Origin of the sequence: Achromobacter sp. HZ34, from assembly GCF_002209485.1 — a bacterium.
GTDB lineage: Bacteria > Pseudomonadota > Gammaproteobacteria > Burkholderiales > Burkholderiaceae_B > Bordetella_C.
On sequence record NZ_NJIX01000001.1, the window covers coordinates 494,318 to 512,907 of the forward strand.

Here is an 18,590-nt window from a genome sequence, read left to right on the forward strand (position 1 = left end):
TGGCCTATCCCCGGGTACTAGTCGTTGGATCATAGCGGCGCGGCGCAAGCGCGACAAGACGGGCCATTACAACGCCAGATGCAGGGGCACATCGTGCGCCGCCGGCACCGCGCAGCAGATCAGGGCTTCATCCGCGCCCACGGCTGCCTGTGGCGCTTTGGTGTAAGCGACGGCGCCTTGCAGGATGCGCGTGCGGCAGCTGCCGCAGTTGCCTTCGCGGCAGCCGTATTCCGGGCTCAGGCCCCGCTGTTCGGCCAGTTCAAGCAGCGAACCATCGCCCGGGTTCCAGCGGGCTTCCTTGACGGAGTCCATGAACATCACCGGCACCGACTTGGTGGCGGGTGCAGCGGCGGGGGCGGCCGCGCCGGGCGTTGCCTTCCCGGCTGTCGCACCGGCGCCAGCGTCCGCATTCCCCTGGCGGGTAAGCGAAGACGCCCCGAAGGCCTCTGCGTGGATCCGATCGTCCGCGACGTTCAGTGCCCGCAAGCCGTCGTAGATCGCCTGCATGAAGGGGCCGGGGCCACATAGATAGAAGTCGTAGTCGTCGAAGGGCAGGCGGGCGCGCAGGACGTCCATGTCGATGCGGCCGCTTTCGTCATAATCCCGGGACCGCTGCGCATCCGTGAGGTCGCTGAGCAAGCGTACGACGTGCACCGCCCCCTGGCCTTGCTCCTGCAACAAGGCCAATTCGTCCGCGAAAGCCCGTTCCTGCAGCGAGCGCGCCGAATGGAAGAACCACACGGGCCGCGTGCGCTGCCTGCGCTTGCCTTCGTAGACCACGTGGCGCAGCATCGCCAGCATCGGTGTCACGCCTATGCCGGCGGCCAGCAGCACGGCAGGGCGCTTCTCCGTCGCATCGATGGTGAATGCTCCGCCCGGCGCCCGGGTATCCAGAAGATCGCCAACCTTCACGTGGTCGTGCAGATACCGGGACACCGCGCCGTCGCGCTTCACGCTGATGCGGTAATTGGCGTCGGACGGCGCGACCGACAAGGTGTAGGTACGGATCGCAGGCTTGTCCTGGCCGGGCAGCGTCACCCGGATCGGCAGGAATTGCCCCGCCTGGTGCACGAGACGGCCGGCGCCGTCGGCGGGTTCCAGGTGGAAGGACCGCACCACGCTGCTCTCATCGACGATGCGCGTCACCTTGAAAGGACGCCACTTGGTGGCGAGTTCCGCGGCACGCAGCCGATTGGCGGCGTCGTCCCAGCTGCCGGTGAGCAGAGCGGCGGGAGACGCGCCCTGGTCGTCGCGCGCCCATTGCAAGGGCAAGGCCTGGCGCCGGCGCACGATGCGTTGCGGAAAGAAACGCCACAGCCGCTCCGCGCCCTGGAAGGCGGCGATCTCCGGCGAGTCGACGATGACCTCCGCGCGTCCGGTCATTTGCAGCAGCTCGCCGGTCTCGAAGTCGGCGAAGGTGACGCCAGCCTTCGGGTTCACCAGGAAGTTGCCCAATGTGTTGAAGAACAGGTTGCCATTGAAGTCGGGGATGGTCATGCCGCCATCGTCGTCCAGGCGCACGAAGCCTGGCTTGCCGCCGCGGTGAGACACGTCGACCTGGCGGTCCTGGTCCGGCAGATCCACATAGGACGCCACGAAGAACGCATCGGACCTGCCGATCAAGGCCTTGGCTTCGTCATCCAGCGCATCCAGCGTCTGGGCGGGGATGGCCGTCTGCACCGCCGGGTCGCGGGTATAGGTGACGGCGCGCTGGTGGATATAGCGCGGGCAGTTGCCGTAGCTATGCACCACATCGATATGGGACAGCGAGCCGCCCGTGTGGCGCAGCACGCCGTTCATGCGATTGCGCCGGCGGGTGGCCAGGTCGATGCCCAGCATGCCCACGGCGTCGCCATCCGCCAGGCCCTCATCGGCGGGATCGGCGCTTTCCCGGGCGATGGCCACGTCCAGGCGCCGCGCATCGGGAGACGCCAGGAAGCCAGGCAGACCCGCCCGCAAGGTAGCCCAGGCCGTCCCGTCACGCGCTACCGTCCCCAGCACGACGAACGGCAACTGCTCGAAAAACTCCCGATGCTGGTCGGGCATGTAATCGCGTACGAAGCGCCGGCCGACGTCGTCCATCTTGGCCAGTACGCCCACGCGGGTCTGCATCGCCAGTTCACCGGCGTGCCAGGGAAGGGAAGTGGACATGGTGGTTCCTTGGAAGAGAGTGGACGGTCGCGGCCGACGATGCCGGTGTTGAGTGGTACGGGCCGTTCAGGCGGTCAAGCCGACCGGCGTGCGCTGGAATTCGACGAAACCGGGCAGTGCTTCCACCCGTGCCAGCCAGGCCCGCACGTTGGGGTAGTCCTTCAGGTCCACGAAGCCTTCGGGCGCACGGGCCGTATAGCTGTACAAGGCCACGTCGGCGATGGTCGGTTGCGACCCCGCGATCCACGCGCTGTCCGCCAGCGTGTCGTCTATCCGCTTGAGCAGGACATGGGCACGAGCGATCGCCGCTTCGCCGTCGATGGGGGCAGCGAATACCGTGACCAGGCGCGCGGCGGCCGGACCGAAGGCGAGGTCGCCGGCGGCAACCGACAGCCAGCGCTGTACGGCGGCCGCTTCCTTGGGCGTCTCCGGCAGCCAATCGGTCTTGCCGTACTTCTTGCTCAGGTAGACCAGGATGGCGTTGGAGTCGGCGATGACGGTGTCGCCATCGACCAGCACCGGCACCTGGCCGAAGGGATTGAGCTTGAGGAATTCGGGCTGCTTGTGGGCGCGGGCAGCCAGGTCGACGTCGATCAGTTCGAAGGGTTGCCCGATCAGGGACAGGAACAGGTGGGCGCGGTGGGAGTGGCCGGAGAGGGCGTGGCGATAGAGTTTCATGGCAGCAGTCCTTATAGTTTCGGTTTCCGCACGTAATGTCGTGCTGGAATGAATCTTAGGAGGACTGCTCGCCCAGAAAAACGGGGTACAGGAGAAGGTATTCTTCTTGGAAGAAGAATAATCCCTGCGGACTACCTAGCCATTCAAGGACTTGTCGGCCCGTAGCGTATCGATGGCCAGGTCCAGGAACGCGCGCACCTTCTGCATGGCATGCCGGCCTTCGCGATGGATCACGTGTATGGGCGCGGGGGCCGGCTCGTAATCCGCCAGCACGACACGCAACTTGTCGTCCCACAGCTCGCCCGCGATCTGGTACGACAGCACGCGCGTCAGGCCTAGCCCGGCCACGGCCGCGGCGATGGCTGAATCGTTGGTGGTGGTGGCAAGCCGGGGCGTCAGGCGGTACGTGATGGCCGCGCCTTCATGCATGAAGCGCCATTCGGCCAGCGAGTTGATGCTGGTGGTCTGGATCAGGGTGTGGCGCGCCAGGTCCTCCGGCGTGCGGGGCAGGCCATGTTCCTTCAGATAGGAGGGCGAGGCGCACACCACCCGGCGCACGCGGCCGACCGGAATGGCCTGCAGGCTGGAGCTGGGCAGCTCGCCGATACGCACGCCGACATCGACCCCTTCTTCGATCAGGTTGACGTTGCGGTCCAGCAGCAGGCAGTTCACTGCCACTTCGGGATAACGGCGCAGGTAGTCCACCACGATAGGCGTGACGTGCAGGGCGCCGAACAACACCGGGGCTGTCACCACCAGATGGCCGCGCGGCGAAGCATGGGTGCCGGCGGCAGCCAGTTCGGCTTCCTCGATATCGCCCAGGATGCGCTTGCAGTTGTCGAAATAAGCGGCGCCGGTGTCCGTCGGCCGTACCACGCGGGTGGTACGGGTGAGCAGGCGCACGCCCAGATGGGCTTCGAGTTCGGTGACGACCCGGCTGACGACCGACAGCGAGATGTCGAGCTTGCGGGCTGCCGCGGTAAAACCGCCGCTTTCGACCACGGTGACGTAGGTCTTCATGGCCTGCATCAGGTCCACGGCGCTGCTCCGGTAATGAGGTGCCAGGAGTATAGCCAGCCAGACCGCCGGCGGGCGGCGCGCGGCCGGCGGGACGAGAAGGGCGCCCATGAATGGAGCGCCCATGAAAAAGCGCCCGACCGAAGTGGGCGCCCTAAAAAAAAGCCCTCTGACGAGGGCTTTTTCTAGCGATCGATGCGATCAGTCCGAAGACTTACAGCGGAACGATCTTGGTGGCTTGCGGGCCTTTTTGACCCATGGCCGACACGTAGCTGACGCGTTGGTTTTCTTGCAGCGACTTGTAGCCTTCACCTTGGATTTCGGAGAAGTGGGCGAACAGATCGTTGCCGCCTTTTTCCGGGGTGATGAAGCCAAAACCCTTTTCCGAATTAAACCACTTGACGATTCCGGTTTCCATGAATTGAGATACCTTGATAAGTTGTGGACGCTAGTCCAGGATGGAGATGATCAAGGCAAGAACATGGACAGAAGTGTGTACAACTTGCTTGTACACGGAAGAACATTATCGGCGCACTTGAAAATCTGTGCTAACTATGCGGGCGCGTCAGCACAGAGTCAAGTTTTATTCGCAAATTGTTTTGCTGTCCGTGAAAAAACAGTCAAAAAATTCAGTGAAACCGCTCAAAAGGCTTCTCATCAATCCAAAGAAGGGATTTGCGCAATTTTGTAACGAGGTCTTGGACCTGCTCATGACTCAGCAGGAATACCTCGCTGGACTCGTCGATGGCTTCCATGCCAGGCTCGGACCGGCTGATGCGCAAGAGGACCGTGTCGCTGGGTCCGGCAAGGGCGCCGACCTCGATAGTAGTGACGTGGGTAGGGCCTTCAAGTTCGATCGTCTCCATGGATGAGTTGCCTTCTGTTACGCGTCCCGGCATCCGCTTCTGTTCACACCTGATGGAGCAGGGTCGCTGGCTAAGGGGAGGCTCATCAGAGCCCATGAGGGTCGAGGGGTAGCGCTATTTGCCGTCTGTGAAACCGTCTCCGAAAAACCACACAGTGCCTTAAGCCTATCACGGCAGAGCGCCTCCGGGGAGCAACCCTCCCAAACGGCCGGCGATCCTCCACAATCTGACGCTTCCCTTATCGGGATGCCCGTATTCCGCTGCCCCGATCAGGCTTCCTGGATCAGGCTTCCATGACCAGCGTGCGGCGCACCTCGACAAAAGCCGCGGCGGCGGTCTCGGCCAAGGCATGCCGGCCGTTCTGCACACGGGGCTGGCCCGCCACCCAGGCATTGGCAATGGCCGATGTGCGGTGGCTGCCAAACACATGGGCAGACAGCATGTCGCGGGCGGGCAACCCGGCCAGGGCCACGTGGGCGGGATCCAGCTCAAGGAAATCGGCCTGGGCGCCCGGCACCAATCCGTCCACCGGCCGGCCACTGGCCTGGGCGCCACCGGCCACGGCCGCCAGGGTCAGGGCGGTGGCGACGTGAGGCTGGCCCGGATCGGCCATGACATTGCGCTGGCGCGTGGTCAGGCGCAAGCCGTATTCCAGCCACTGCAGTTCCTCGGCCGCATTGACGGTGGCATGGCTATCGGACCCCACCCCCCAGCGGCCGCCGCCTTCGCGCCAGTGCGCCATATCGAAGAATCCATCGCCCAGATTGGCCTCCGTCGTGGGGCAGAGACCCGCAACCGCGCCGCTGCGGGCGGCGTCAAAGGTTTCGGCGGGTGTCATGTGGGTGGCGTGGACCAGGCACCAGCGCGGTCCCACGGGCGCGTGTTCCAGCAGCCAGCGCACGGGCGGCAGGCCACTCCAGGCGATGCAGTCCTCGACTTCCTTGGTCTGTTCCGCGATGTGGATATGGATGGGGGCGGTGGGGTCCAGGGCGTCCAGGCCGGCCAGGGCTTCTTTCAGCGTGTCGGGCGGCACGGCGCGCAGGGAGTGCGGCGCCAGGCCCAGGCGGGCGCCCTGCGCATCGCACAGCGGTTTCAGCGTGCCGAGCAAGCGCAGCATGGCGTCGGTGCCGTGCAGGAAGCGGCGCTGGCCCGCATGCGGCGCGGCGCCGCCGAAGCCGCCGGTCTGGTACAGCACGGGCAATAACGTCAAGCCCATGCCGGTGCGCTGGGCGGCGCGCAGGATGGCCATGGCCATGTCGGGCTGGGGCGCGTAGGGCTGGCCCTGGGGATCGTGATGCAGGTAATGGAATTCGCAGACGCTGGTGTAGCCGGCTTCCAGCATTTCGACATAGAGCCAGGTGGCGATCGCCTCCACCTGGGCGGGATCGATGCGGCTGGCGCAGCGGTACATCAGGTCGCGCCAGCTCCAGAAGCTGTCCGCCGCCTGCGCGCGATATTCGGTCAGGCCGCAGAAGCCGCGCTGGAATGCGTGGGAGTGCAGATTCGGCATGCCGGGGATCAGCGGGCCGGCGGCGCGGGCTTGCCCCGTAGCGGGGGCGACACCGGCGCTGACATCGGTGAGGCGGCCTTGCGGGTCCCAGGTCAGGGCGACATCGCGCGCCCAGCCGGTGGGCAGCAGGGCATCGGCGGCCCAGATCGAGGACGATGCCGCTGATGCGGTGTCGGCGGAAGGCAGGGAGCTTGCAGGCTTCATAGTGCTTCTCGGGCTTCAGGCGGATTTCGGTTGGGGCGCATGGCCGTCGCCGCCTGTCGGGTGGGGCACGGCGGAGATATCGAAGGAAACGGCGATCAGTCCCGAGCCGTTGTCAGCGGCAGGCTTCACGCGCCACGCCTGCGAGGTTTGGGCCCACCACAGGCCTGCATCCGGGGCCAGGGAGTGGCAGGCGCCATCGCCGCCCGGGTCGGCGTGTATTCCAGACGCTTGCGTGGCGGCATGTATTCCGGCGACTTGCGTGCCGGCGTCGTGCACTTCCCAGCCTCCGCCCACGGCCAGCAACAAGCCGTGGGACGCGGCGGGCAACTCGCCGGCCTGCCAGATGACGGTCACGCGTGCACGGACGGCGCCGCGCCGGCTCATCACATTGAAATCTTCCGACGCGCCGCCCTGCAGGACGCAGTCGACGTCCACGTCGCCGGGGAATGCGAAGGGCAGCAACGTTTCGGTCAGCGCGTGCGTTTGCGCCGGGAAGCCCCCGCGCAGCATCACGCCGGCTCCGCTCAGCAAGGTGATGACGCGGTCCACATCGGCGAAGCGGGAAAACGGCCCGGCGGCGTCGATACGGGCGACGCTGATGCGCCACAGGAAATCCTGCACGCTCGCGCCGGGCGGCCAGCAGGCGATTTCGCGCGTGGTGCCGCCGCCGTTCTTCCAGGGCTGGGCGGGAACGTCGGCCAGGCGGAAGGGCGTGACGGCGCCGGTCATGGCTGCCTGGCTGCCAGCCTTGTTGCTCGAAGGGAGATCAGCCACGTTCAGCACCGCCTAATGCTTGAAATTGAATCGCTTGAAGATGAATCAGCCACGTTTCAGCACCGCCTGCAGGAATTCGCGCGTCCTGGCCTGGGTCGGCGCGGTGAAGATCCGCGACGGCGGACCGGCTTCGATGATGCCCCCATGGTCCATCACCACCACCACGTCCGCCACTTCCTGCGCGAACGCCATTTCGTGGGTCACCACCATCATGGTCATGCCTTCCGCGGCCAGCAGCTTCATGACCTTCAGTACTTCGCCGACCAATTCGGGATCCAGCGCCGACGTGGGCTCGTCGAACAGCATGACACGCGGCTGCATGGCCAGGGCGCGAGCAATGGCGACGCGCTGCTTCTGGCCCCCCGACAGGCTGGCGGGCATGGCGTCGGCCTTGTGGGCCAGGCCCACTTTCTCCAGCAGCGCGCGGGCCTCGTGCTCCGCCTGCTTGCGCGAGATGCCGCGCAGCTTGCGCGGGCCCAGCGTGACGTTGTGCAGCACGTTCAGGTGGGCGAACAGGTTGAAGGACTGGAACACCATGCCCACTTCTTCGCGCAGCTTGTTGAGCTGGCTGTCGGGCAGCATGACGCCGTCGGTCAACAGCGGCCGGCCGCAGATGTCGATGTCACCTTCCTGGGCCAATTCCAGCCCGTTGCAGCAACGCAGCAGCGTGCTCTTGCCCGAACCGCTGGGCCCGATCACCACGACGACCTGCGAAGGCATGATATCGAGATCGATGCCCTGCAGCACGACGTTGTCGCCGTAGGCCTTGACCAATTGGCGGATGCTGATCATGGGTTGCATGGCGTGGTCTACCTGGCCTGCTTGATCGTGCATGGTCATTGCACCATCCCTCCGGCGCGCAGGCGCAATTCGATACGCCGCAACGCAAACGTGGTCACGCCCGTCAAGACGAAATAGATCACCGCGATGGCCAGATACACCTCCAGCGAACGGTAGGACACGGAAATGATCTTCTGTCCTTCGTGCATCACGTCGTGGATGGTCAGCAGGGACACCAGCGCGGAATTCTTGATCAGGGCGATGAACTCGTTGCCCAGCGGCGGAATCATGCGCACGAATGCTTGCGGCAGTACCACGCTGGTCATGGCCATATGCCCCGGCATGCCCAGCGACCGGGCCGCCTCGACCTGGCCGCGGTCGATGGACTGGATGGATCCCCGGACGATCTCCGAGACATAAGCGCCGCTGTAGATGGCCAGCCCGATCATGCCGCAGACGAAGGCCGGCAGCGTGATGCCGAACTGCGGCAAGCCAAAGAACAGGATGAACAGCTGCACCAGCAGGGGCGTGCCGCGGATCGCCGCCACATACGTGGAGCACAGGCCGTAGATCACCCAGCGGCGCGGATCCAGGCGGCCGATGCCCACCAGCAGACCGATCAGACTGCCAAGCAGCAGCGACACGGAGACGATTTCTATCGTCACCGCGGCGCCTCGGAGCAGGTCGGGCCAACCGGCCCAGACCGGGGAGAAATCAAGATCCATTCAGTACCTCAGGACTAACACGGTTGCGAGCGCAGGGGGCGCGGTGGTCGACCCCTGCGTTGCGGAACCTTCAATTGCTGAACCACTTCTTGACGATCGCGTCGTAGGTGCCATCCGCCTTCAACTGCACCAGCGCCTTGTTCAACGCGGCGGTCAGTTCAGGCATGTCCTTGCGCACCGCCATGCCGTAGGCTTCGGTGGTCAGTTGTTCAGGCAGGACCTTCAGGCCACCGCGGGTGCGCACGTATTGATAGGCGGCGGGCAGGCCCGTGACCGCGGCGTCGGCGCGGCCGATGGCGACCAGGTTGAACATCTGGTCGTTCTTCTCCACTTCCACCAGCTTGACGCCGGGGTAGGCTTCCTTCACGAAGCTCACCGACTTCGTACCGACCTGCACGCTGACCTGCTTGCCGTCCAGGTCCTTGGGCGACTTGATGCTGCTGTTGTCAGCCTTGACCATGGCGACCAGGCCGCCGGCATAGTAGGAATCGCCGAAGTCGACGACCTTGCGGCGTTCGTCGGTGATGTAGATGGCCGAGACCGCCATGTCGAAGCGCTTGGACACCAGGCCCGGGATCAGGCCTTTGAAGTCGATCTGGGTCCATTCGACTTTCTTGCCCATGGCCTTGGCCAGGGCTTCAGTCAGTTCCACGTCGAAGCCGGTCATCTTGCCGTTCTCGACGAATTCCATGGGCGGGAAGGTGGCATCGGTGACCACGCGAATCACGTCCTGATCGGCCAGGGCGGACGCGGGCGTGACGGCCCAGGCCAGGGGACACAAGGCAAGCGCGGCCTGCAGGACACGGCGACGGAGGGTTTTCATGAGAGGCTCCTGGGAAGTTGAAAGGACATCGATCGGCAACGCGGGCCGGGTTAATGCAAAAAGGACATCGGCCTCCGGCCTGAGCCGGGGAAAGCAGAATCACGTGCTAGGGCAATGCACGTCAGGCAGAATCAGGTGATGCTCAACAAACGGGATACGCGGGCGGCGGCGACCACCACCATCTGTGTCAGTTCTTCCGCGCGCGGCAGGCCACGCGAAGTCGGCGCCATCAGAGTCATGCAGCCGGCCAGGCGCTGGCCCGGGCCGAACAGGGGCGCACTGGCTCCCCATACCCCGTCATCGATTTCGTTCTGGCTGCGGGCGTAACCGGCCTCGCGAATGGCGGCCAGCGCCGCGCGGTCGGGCAAGGCCGGATCGGCGGGCTCGTCCTGCCAGGCATCCAGCACGGCATCGCGGCGCGCGGGCGGCAGATGGGCGAGCAGGCACTTGGCGGTGGCGCCTTTGCGCAACGGCACGCTGCGGCCTTTGATGAAGGAGCAGCGCAGGGCTTGCGGGCTTTCCAGCATGTCCAGGCAGATGGCGCGGTCGTTCACCGCCACGATCAAACCCACGCTTTCGTGGGACTGATGCACCAGGCGTTGCATATCCATGCGGGCCATATGCACCAGGCTGGAACTGGCGTCGAAGCCTTGCGCCAGCTGCAACCCCATGGGGCCGGGCGCGTAATTGCCATCTTCCTCCTGCACGAAGCCCCAGTGCTTGAGCCGGGCCAGTTGCCGGTAGAGCGAGCTGCGCGGCATGCCGGTGGCATCGGCCAGCTGTTGCGCGGTCACCGGCCCATTCCATTGGGCGAGCGTAGCCAGCACCAGCAGGACGCGGTCTTGGGCAGCGGGGGCAAGGTTGGTTGACGACATGATGTCCGCAGTATGGGACGAAAGCCCATCCGAGGCCAAGGCTCTATTCCCATGAGATGGGAATGGAAGGCGGCTTTTGGTCGGCCCGAACTAGTCGCAAAACTTGGACTAAGTCCATGATATGAGGGCTTATTCCAAGATTTAAGGGAAAACCCTAGGCGAACATAAATTGTGAGATGTCCCATCAAATGGGAATAGTGGCACATCCTGCCCCGATGCAGGGCGGGATGTGCTTCAACTTGGTGCAAATTGCAGGGCGTACGTGTCAGGCGGCGATTCCATTCAGAGGCCACGCGACCGGCGTGGGTGTGTCGCGCCGGCGATACGGTTCCCTTATTAGACTGCAGATAAGAATAATTCTTGGTATCATCGCCGTCTGATTCTTGACCGGCTTTGCTGATTCGCGCGCGCTGCCTTCTTCCTTGTCAGCCGCAAGCCGCCGGATCGCTGCCATCATGTCCATCGCCTTCCTGGAAAACCTGTACGTAGAGAACCACGCCTGGCTCTGCCTATGGCTGCGGCGCCGGCTCGACTGCGGCGAGGAGGCGGCCGATCTGGCGCACGATACGTTTCTACGAGTCCTGCGCAAGCCCGATGACCTGCCCGCCGTGCGCGAGCCGCGCGCCTACCTGACCACCATCGCGCGCGGCCTGGTCAATGACCACTGGCGGCGCCGTTCGCTGGAAAAGGCCTGGCTGGAAACCCTGGCCGCGCTGCCGGAGGACTTCGACGCAGCGCCGGAACGGCTGCTGGTGATGCAGCAGACGCTGCAGCAACTGGACCTCATGCTGGCCGGACTGGCTGCCAAGGCGCGCGAGGTGTTCGTGCTGTCGCAGCTGGAAGGATTGACCTATGCGGAGATCGCGGCGCGCCTGAAGCTGAGCGACCGCACGGTCAAGCGCTATATGGCCCAGGGCTTCGAGCTTTGCCTGGCCTTGATCGACTGAAGCAATGTCCGCCACCAGCAACGCGCCCTCGGGCACCAGCGCCGCAGCCGCCCTCGACCACGCTGTCATCCGTGAAGCGGCGCGCTGGCTGGTGCGCCTGCATTCCGGCGAGGCGGGCCCGGAAGACCACGCCGCCTTGCAGCGCTGGCGCCAGGAGCGAGCCGAGCACGAACTGGCCTGGCAGCGCGCGGAACGGCTGAGCGAACGTTTCGGCGCCTTGCCGCCGATGCTGGGCGTGCCGGTGCTCACGCGCGCCACGGGCCTGAACCGCCGCGCCCTGATGAAGACCCTGGCTGCCCTTGGCGTGACAGTGCCGGTGGCTTGGCTGGCCTATCGATACGGCCCCGTGCTGGCGGCAGGGGCGGGGGACTATCGCAGCGCCGTGGGGGAACATCGGGAAGTCATCCTCGCGGATGGCAGCCAGGTGCAGCTCAATACCGCCACCACGCTGGATGTGCGCTACAGCGACGACAGCAGGCTGATGCGCCTGCGTGACGGCGAAATCTATGTAAGCACGGCGCCGGACACGGCCACGCGCGCGCGGCCGTTCCTGATCGATACCGCGGCGGGACGCATGCGCGCCTTGGGCACGCGCTTCGTCGTCAGGCAGTTCGATGACAGCGAAGGCACCACGTCCCTGGACGTGCTGGAGCACAGGGTCGAAGTGACCTTGCGATCCGGTGGCGCCCGCCGCATCGTCGACGCGGGGCAGTCCATCCGGTTCAGCGCCGACGGGTTCAAGGCCACGCCGGCGGGCCAGCGCACGGCGGGTGCGGTGGTTGGACCTCCTGCCTGGACGCATGGGGCGCTGGAAGCCGACAACATGCGGCTGGACGCATTCCTGGCGGAGTTGTCGCGCTACCGGCCTGGCATCGTGCGTTGCGACCCGGCGGTGGCGGGCCTGCGCGTGTCGGGTGTGTTCCAGCTGGCGGATACCGACCATGTGCTGGCGGTGGTGGGGCAGACGCTGCCGGTGCGTATCGTGCGGCGGACCGGGTATTGGGTGACGGTCACCGCGGCGGCTTCTTGAGAGATCCGGTGGCCTGTTGATCCGTTGGTCTAATGGACTGGCGGTCCGTCGGTACGGCGTGCCGGCAGCGCAGCCCTGGTTCATACCATTGTTTCATTTGCTTTCAATTCAAACTGTCCTGGCGTGTCCTTTTCCGGATCGCTCGTCCGGCATAGGTCGCATCAACGAAGCACATGCGACAGGAGAGTGGAAAGTGGGATCGCTGGAACACCCGGCGCGCCAGGCCAATGCGCGCGCCGCAGGGAAGGGGAACAGGAAGGGCCAGGGCAGGGCGCACATCGCCATCACCGCGCTGACGGCACTGTCGGCGGCGTTGGCCGGTGGCGCCGTGTACGCGCCCGCAGCCATGGCACAGAGCGCGCCGCAGGCCGCTGTTCGCGCGTTCGACATCCCCGGCGGATCCCTGGCACAGGTACTCAGCGCGTATGGCAAGGCCGGCGGCATCACGGTGTCGTTCAGGCCGGAAGATGTGGCCGGCTTGAATAGCGCGGGCCTGCACGGCAGCTATACCGTCGCGGAAGGACTGGAACGCCTGCTGGCCGGGACGTCCCTGCGGGCGCTGCCACAGCCCGGCGAAGGCTACGTAGTCCGTGGGCCTGAATCTACGGGCGGCGCGCCGGGTGCGGCAGGCGGAGGCATCACGGGTGCTTCGGCGGCTGGTGGCGTAGCAGGCGCAGGCCCGGCAAATGGGTCGACGAGCAGCGCGTCAGCGGGTTCGGCCACGGCGGCCGAAGGCGGCACCGGTTCGACCATGGAAGCGATCCAGGTCAGCGGCAGCTGGCTGGGCACCGGCTTGCAGAACAGCGTGCAAAGCTTCGGCGGCGCCCGCACCTTGTTGCGCCGCGAGGATATCGCCGACAGCGGCGCGGCCAGCGTCGGTGACGTGTTGCGCCGGGTGCCGGGCGTGCAAATCAGCGGCAGCACCAGCGCGACGGGCAGCGCGGTGGGCCTGCACGTGGGGATACGCGGCCTGAACCCGCGCAATTCCTTCCGTACCACCATGCTGATCGACGGCATCCCCATGGCCATGGCGCCGTATGGACAGCCCAATCTGGTGATGTCGCCCGTCAGCCTGGGCAATATCGAATCGATCGACGTGGTGCGCGGTGGCGGCGCCGTGCGTTACGGGCCGCAGAACGTGGGCGGCATCATCAACTTCAAGACGCGCGCCATTCCGACGGAAAGCGGCCTGACCGCGGACGCCTCCGCCCGCTACAACGTCTTCAGCAAGGGCGGCACCAACACGCAGTACACCACCTTCCTGGGCACGCAGATGGACAACGGCCTGGGCGTGGCGCTGTTGTACTCCGGCATGGACGGCCAGGAGTGGCGCGACGGCAGCCACGACCGCTACAACGACGTGGCATTGAAGTGGCGCTATGAGATCACGCCGTCCTCGGAGATCTACGGCAAATTCGCCCATTACGACGTGAAATCCGTGACGCCGGGCGGCCTGACGCCGGCGCAGTACCGCGACGACCCGTTCCAGAACACGCGTCCGACGGACTATTGGAAGGGCCAGCGCGACCAGGTCGACGTGGGCTACCTGAACACCATCTCGGACACCCAGGAGTTCGAAGTGAGGGTGTATCACTACGACAGTTCGCGCGAAAGCCGGCTGATCAACGTGGCGCAGAAGCGCAATGATTTCCAGCCGCGCAACAACCAGGTGCTGGGTATCGAACCGCGCTACACGCAGCGGATCGAGTGGGGCCCGACCACCCATGACGTCACCGTGGGCTACCGCTACATCCACGAGACGGGCCAGGACAAGCGCTATAGCGAATCGCTGGCGACGGGCGCGCAGACGGGCCGGACGGTGTTCGACAACAGCACCAGCGCGAATTCCGTCTATATCGACGACCGCATTGCGTATGGCAACTGGCGCGTCACCCCCGGCGTGCGCTACGAGAAAATCGACACCGACCGCGAGCCCAGCGGCACCACCGACAGCACGGCCTTCAAGGTGAAGAACAGCAAGGGCCTGCCTTCGCTGAACATCGCCTATCTGGTCAGTCCGGACCTGACGCTGTACACCAACTACAGCACGTCGTTCGGCGCGGTGCAGTACACACAGCTGAACTCGATGTCGGATTCCAATCCGCTGAAGCCGGAGATCGCCAAGACGGTCGAAGCGGGCATGCGCTATAGCGGCGAGCAGGTGCACAGCGAGTTGACGGTGTTCAACCTGCGTTTCGACAACCAGATCCTGTCGATTCCCGGCACCAATCCCGCGGTGTTCCGCAACCTGGGCGCGACGACGCACAACGGCGTGGAATTCGCGGCGGATTATGACTTCGACCGCGCCGGGCCGCTGGCGGGTTTGAACCTGTATGCCAATTACACCTATGTGCGCGCCATCCAGAAATCCGGCGACGACAGCGGCAAGGACGTGCCGTTCTATTCGCGCCAGACGGGCACGCTGGGCGGCCGGTACAGCGTGAAGCAGTGGGCCTTCAACGTGTTCACCACGGCGCAGAGCAGCCAGTATTCCGACACGGCCAATACGGTGCAGGAGTCGGCGGACGGCATCAACGGCCGGGTGCCGGGTTTCAGCGTGTGGAATGCACAGGTCAGCTACAAGCTGCAGAGCCGTCCTGGCAGCGAGATCCAGGTGGGGGTGAACAATCTGTTCGACCGGCGCTACTACACGCGCAATACCGACAGCGATGGCGGCCGCATGGTGGGCGCGCCGCGCATGGTGTACGTGCAGGCCCGCATCGCGTATTGATGGCTTATGCATCGACGGCTGATGTAGTGGATTGATGGCGGATCGAGACATGCGCAAGCTTTGGCTGCAGGCTCACCGGTGGATGGCCTTGAGCCTGGGCTGGGTATTGATCCTGTCCGGGCTGACCGGCGCGACGCTGGTGGTGTTGCGGCCGCTGGATCAGTGGCTGCATCCGGAACTATTCGTTGCAACAGGATCTGGTGTAGCGGATGGCGCCGGCGACGCAGCCGGAAATGCCGCGCGAAGTCCGGTAACGGGGCGCAGCCTGGCTGGGGGCGGAACGCCAGGCACGGGCGTCACGCTTGAATCGCTGCGTGCGACGCTGGCGCGGGAGTTTGGCGGCCAAGGCAATTTCTCGTTCCGCCCGCCGCGCGAGCCTGGCGAGACTCTGCAGGTGCTGGTGCGGGCAGGCTGGCGCGGCACCGTGTACATCGATCCCGTATCAGGCAGGGAGCAGGGCAGGCGCGGCGAGAACGAGGGGATGGTGGCGCTGCTGTATGGCCTGCATAGCGCTTTGTGGCTGCAGCAGACCGGCAAGGCCATCCTTGCCTGCGTCGCCGGCATCTATGTCCTGCTCATGATCACGGGACTCGTGCTGTGGTGGCCACGCAAATGGCCGCCGACGCTGCGGATCGAGTTACGCAAGGGCTTGTTGCGCGGTTTGTTCGACGTCCACCGGACTGTCGGCGCCTTGCTGGCCCTGGCACTTTGCGTGTCCATTGCCACGGGCGCGTACCTGGCGTGGCGGCCGATCGGCGGCTGGATCACGGCGGCCAGCGGCGCCAGCAAAGTGCTTGCGCCGAAGCTGCCCAAGTTGCCGATGCCGATGCCTTTGCCGATGCCCAGTCAGTCGGCAGGCGCGCCGGCATCTCCAGAGCAATCCAGTGCGGCTGACCGGGGCGCGTCGCCGCGCCAGCCGCTGGATGCGCTGGCCGCCAGTGCCCAGGCTGCCTTCCCGGATGGCCGGATCGACCTGTTCCTTTACACGCCGCATCTCGATCGGCCGCTGGTGGTGCGCATGCACGTACCGGACGATCCGCACCCCAACGGGCGTTCCACCGTCTGGCTCGACCCCCGCACTGGCGCGGTCCTGGGCAAGGTGCGCTGGAACGACCTTGACCCCGGCACCCGCATCAATTCGATCGTCTATCCGCTGCACACGGGCGAACTGGGCGGCGTGCCGCTGCAGGCGGCCATCGCCACCCTGGGCCTGGCCCTGGCCACGCTGGGCATCAGCGGCCTCTGGTTATGGCTACGCCGCCGCAGCGCGCGGCGGCGTAGCGTCGTGTAGTGGGGGCGCGGCGCGGCATGGCGTGGCGCCGTGTAGCGCGAGGCGTCGCGCCAAAAACTCTTTCTCGAAAAAACGTGGGGATCGCGCGAAGCCGCGCGATCCCTAGGCTGCTTTCAGGCGAAAATCCACTTTTACCGCGCGGCGACGACCGGGAACTTCACGCCGATCAACGCTTCGCTGACGATCCACAGCCGCGTGGCTGCCACCGGGTCGACGGCGTGTTCGGCGACGCCGCGGCCGCCGCCGCCGACATCGGTGGCGCTCAATTCGGCGTCCGCCAGGCCGGCCACATCGACATCCTCGCAATACAGCCCGCCCAGTCCGTCCAGGCGAGGATGAACCGCGCACCACACCTGCGTGGCCGCGCCTTGCGCGACAGACTTCTTGCCCCGGTACGGATCGATCACCGGTTGTCCCGCCGCATCCAGGGCGCCGAAGGTCTGCAATTCCTCGGCGCTCAGGTGCTGCGCCAGATTGGTGACGATGCCGCCCGGATGCACCGAGAACGCCCGTACGCCCGCTTCGCGGCCACGGCGATCCAGTTCCAGGGCGAACAGCGCATTGGCCGTCTTGGACTGTCCATACGCGGCCCACCGGTCATAGGCGCAGCGCGCGAACGCCAGATCATCGAAGCGCACCGGCGAAAACCGGTGCCCGCGTGAAGACAGCGCCACCACCCGCGCATTGCCGGCGGCGGACAGGGCCGGCCACAGCCGCCCGGTCAAGGCGAAATGGCCGATGTGATTGACGGCGAACTGCAGCTCCAGGCCGCGTTCGTCGCGTTGCAGTTCGGGCAGGGCCATGATGCCCGCGCTTAGCATCAGGATGTCCAGCGCCCGGCGTTCGGCCAGGAAGCGTTCGGCGAAGCGGTCGATGGTGCGCTTGTCGCCAAGATCCATCGCCCAGACTTCAACGTTAGGGATGGCGGCCAGCCGCTCGCGCGCCCTGGCTTCGTCGCGGGCCGGCACGATCACCCGTGCGCCGGCTTGCGCCATGACACGCACGGCTTCCTGCCCCAGGCCGGAATAGCCGCCGGTGACGATGGCCGTGCGGCCGGTCAGGTCGATGCCCGCCATGACTTCAGCGGCTGTGGTGGCGGCATCGAAGCCGGAAAGCAGGGGAGTTTGAATAGGGGTCACTTGCTGCAGCATGGTTGGACTCCTGAGAGGGAATTGCTGGAATGCCACGAGAGTTTGCGCTAAAGTCCTCGAACGATTAATGCTGTCCAGTTCGATATTCATGCTCGATCGTTCAGAAATACCCGGTGATCCGCTATCCGACCTGATTCGCCTCGCCGCCGCGCGCCCGACCTACTCGGGCGAAATGCGGGGCGGCGGCAGCTGGGCCATCCGCATGCCGCGACCGGAAGGTCTCAAGTTCTTCGCCATCCTGCGCGGCCGCGTGTGGCTGCAACTGCGCCGCGACGAGCCCGCCGTGGAGTTGAATGCGGGCGACGTGGCGATCATGTATCTGCAGCACGACTTCCTGCTGGCCAGCGACCTGGCCGCGCCGGAACGTGACGCGCACGAGATCTACGTGCCGCCCAAGCCGCGGCATTCCAGCGTGACGCTGGGCGATGGATCGGAATTCCATATGCTGGGCGGCCATGCCTTGCTCGACGCGGAATGCGGCCAGCTGCTGGCCGCCGCGCTGCCGCCGCTGATCCACGTGGGCCAGGATTGCAGCGAGGCGCGCATGTTGCGCTGGCTGGTGGAACGCCTGATCGAAGAACGCGCCACTTGTGCCAGCGGCCATGCCCTGATGACGCAGCAGCTGACGCAGATGCTTTTCCTGCAAGCGCTGCGTCTGCATCTGTCCCGTGCCAGCAGCCTGCTGCCCGGCTGGCTGCGCGCGATGACGGACGAACGCCTGCAGCCGGCCCTGCGCTGCATCCACGACGAACCCGGCCGGCCCTGGGCGCTGGAGGAGCTGGCGCGGGCCTCCGCCATGTCGCGCACCACCTTCGCGGTGCGCTTCAAGGCCGTGGCCGGCGTCTCGCCCATGGCCTACCTGACCAACTGGCGCATGCAACTGGCGCGGCACGCCTTGAAGAACGACCCACGGCCCTTCAGCAGCTGGATGGAAGAACTGGGCTACGCCAGCGAAAGCGCGTTCAGCCATGCGTTCAAACGGACCACCGGACTTTCTCCGGCGCAGTACCGGCGCGGCGGCGTGTAAGCCGGCCGCC

The 18,590-nt window shown here is 65.7% G+C and carries 18 protein-coding genes; 5 read left to right on the forward strand and 13 right to left on the reverse strand.

The genetic code is table 11. The features are described from left to right. Positions 1-66: 66 nt before the first annotated feature. The 12 genes from CEY05_RS02050 to CEY05_RS30740 form a co-directional block, all read right to left on the reverse strand. The gene (locus CEY05_RS02050; protein WP_088595724.1) at positions 67-2,151 is read right to left on the reverse strand and encodes a pyridoxamine 5'-phosphate oxidase family protein; all 2,085 of its coding nucleotides are present in this window, start codon (positions 2,149-2,151) and stop codon (positions 67-69) included. A 66-nt stretch (positions 2,152-2,217) separates the two neighbouring features. Further along, positions 2,218-2,829 (reverse strand): glutathione S-transferase family protein, encoded by a 612-nt coding sequence (locus CEY05_RS02055; RefSeq protein ID WP_088595725.1) that lies wholly within the window; start codon positions 2,827-2,829, stop codon positions 2,218-2,220. Between the two features lie 135 nt (positions 2,830-2,964). Then, positions 2,965-3,867, reverse strand: a complete 903-nt coding sequence (locus CEY05_RS02060) for a LysR family transcriptional regulator (protein WP_088595726.1) — start codon at positions 3,865-3,867, stop codon at positions 2,965-2,967. 193 nt (positions 3,868-4,060) lie between these two features. Then, entirely contained in the window at positions 4,061-4,264 is a 204-nt protein-coding gene (locus tag CEY05_RS02065) for a cold-shock protein (protein WP_088595727.1), read from the reverse strand. A gap of 211 nt (positions 4,265-4,475) precedes the next feature. Further along, positions 4,476-4,712, reverse strand: a complete 237-nt coding sequence (locus CEY05_RS02070) for a hypothetical protein (RefSeq protein ID WP_088595728.1) — start codon at positions 4,710-4,712, stop codon at positions 4,476-4,478. Between the two features lie 283 nt (positions 4,713-4,995). Next, positions 4,996-6,426, reverse strand: coding sequence for a formimidoylglutamate deiminase (locus CEY05_RS02075; RefSeq protein WP_088595729.1), 1,431 nt, complete (start codon positions 6,424-6,426; stop codon positions 4,996-4,998). Positions 6,427-6,441: 15 nt separating this feature from the next. After that, a complete protein-coding gene (locus CEY05_RS02080) occupies positions 6,442-7,200 on the reverse strand; it encodes a HutD family protein (protein WP_233161310.1) in 759 nt (252 codons plus the stop codon). 45 nt (positions 7,201-7,245) lie between these two features. Continuing rightward, positions 7,246-8,040: an amino acid ABC transporter ATP-binding protein gene (locus CEY05_RS02085; protein WP_088595730.1), complete on the reverse strand. Its 795-nt coding sequence runs from the start codon at positions 8,038-8,040 to the stop codon at positions 7,246-7,248. After that, positions 8,037-8,705 carry an amino acid ABC transporter permease gene (locus CEY05_RS02090; protein WP_088595731.1) on the reverse strand — a complete coding sequence of 223 codons (669 nt, stop codon included), beginning with the start codon at positions 8,703-8,705 and terminating at the stop codon, positions 8,037-8,039. The genes CEY05_RS02085 and CEY05_RS02090 overlap by 4 nt, the downstream gene beginning before the upstream one ends. Before the next feature lie 70 nt (positions 8,706-8,775). Beyond that, a complete protein-coding gene (locus CEY05_RS02095) occupies positions 8,776-9,528 on the reverse strand; it encodes a transporter substrate-binding domain-containing protein (RefSeq protein WP_088595732.1) in 753 nt (250 codons plus the stop codon). Between the two features lie 131 nt (positions 9,529-9,659). Further along, entirely contained in the window at positions 9,660-10,403 is a 744-nt protein-coding gene (locus CEY05_RS02100; protein ID WP_088596190.1) for an IclR family transcriptional regulator, read from the reverse strand. Positions 10,404-10,668: 265 nt separating this feature from the next. Then, positions 10,669-10,860 carry a hypothetical protein gene (locus CEY05_RS30740; RefSeq protein WP_143220254.1) on the reverse strand — a complete coding sequence of 64 codons (192 nt, stop codon included), beginning with the start codon at positions 10,858-10,860 and terminating at the stop codon, positions 10,669-10,671. Between CEY05_RS30740 and CEY05_RS02105 the strand changes: the two genes are divergently transcribed. From CEY05_RS02105 to CEY05_RS02120, 4 genes are all read left to right on the forward strand, one after another. Then, on the forward strand, positions 10,859-11,350 hold the full coding sequence (locus CEY05_RS02105; RefSeq protein ID WP_088596191.1) for a sigma-70 family RNA polymerase sigma factor: 492 nt from the start codon (positions 10,859-10,861) through the stop codon (positions 11,348-11,350). The genes CEY05_RS30740 and CEY05_RS02105 overlap by 2 nt on opposite strands. Before the next feature lie 4 nt (positions 11,351-11,354). Further along, positions 11,355-12,380 (forward strand): FecR domain-containing protein, encoded by a 1,026-nt coding sequence (locus tag CEY05_RS02110; RefSeq protein ID WP_088595733.1) that lies wholly within the window; start codon positions 11,355-11,357, stop codon positions 12,378-12,380. Between the two features lie 193 nt (positions 12,381-12,573). After that, entirely contained in the window at positions 12,574-15,111 is a 2,538-nt protein-coding gene (locus tag CEY05_RS02115; RefSeq protein ID WP_369825868.1) for a TonB-dependent siderophore receptor, read from the forward strand. A 49-nt stretch (positions 15,112-15,160) separates the two neighbouring features. Beyond that, the gene (locus tag CEY05_RS02120) at positions 15,161-16,402 is read left to right on the forward strand and encodes a PepSY domain-containing protein (RefSeq protein WP_088595734.1); all 1,242 of its coding nucleotides are present in this window, start codon (positions 15,161-15,163) and stop codon (positions 16,400-16,402) included. Between the two features lie 131 nt (positions 16,403-16,533). On the opposite strand, the gene CEY05_RS02125 is transcribed toward CEY05_RS02120, so the two are convergent. Continuing rightward, entirely contained in the window at positions 16,534-17,553 is a 1,020-nt protein-coding gene (locus CEY05_RS02125; RefSeq protein ID WP_088595735.1) for an oxidoreductase, read from the reverse strand. An 88-nt stretch (positions 17,554-17,641) separates the two neighbouring features. Between CEY05_RS02125 and CEY05_RS02130 the strand changes: the two genes are divergently transcribed. Further along, positions 17,642-18,580 (forward strand): AraC family transcriptional regulator, encoded by a 939-nt coding sequence (locus CEY05_RS02130; protein WP_158219237.1) that lies wholly within the window; start codon positions 17,642-17,644, stop codon positions 18,578-18,580. Positions 18,581-18,590 lie beyond the last annotated feature (10 nt).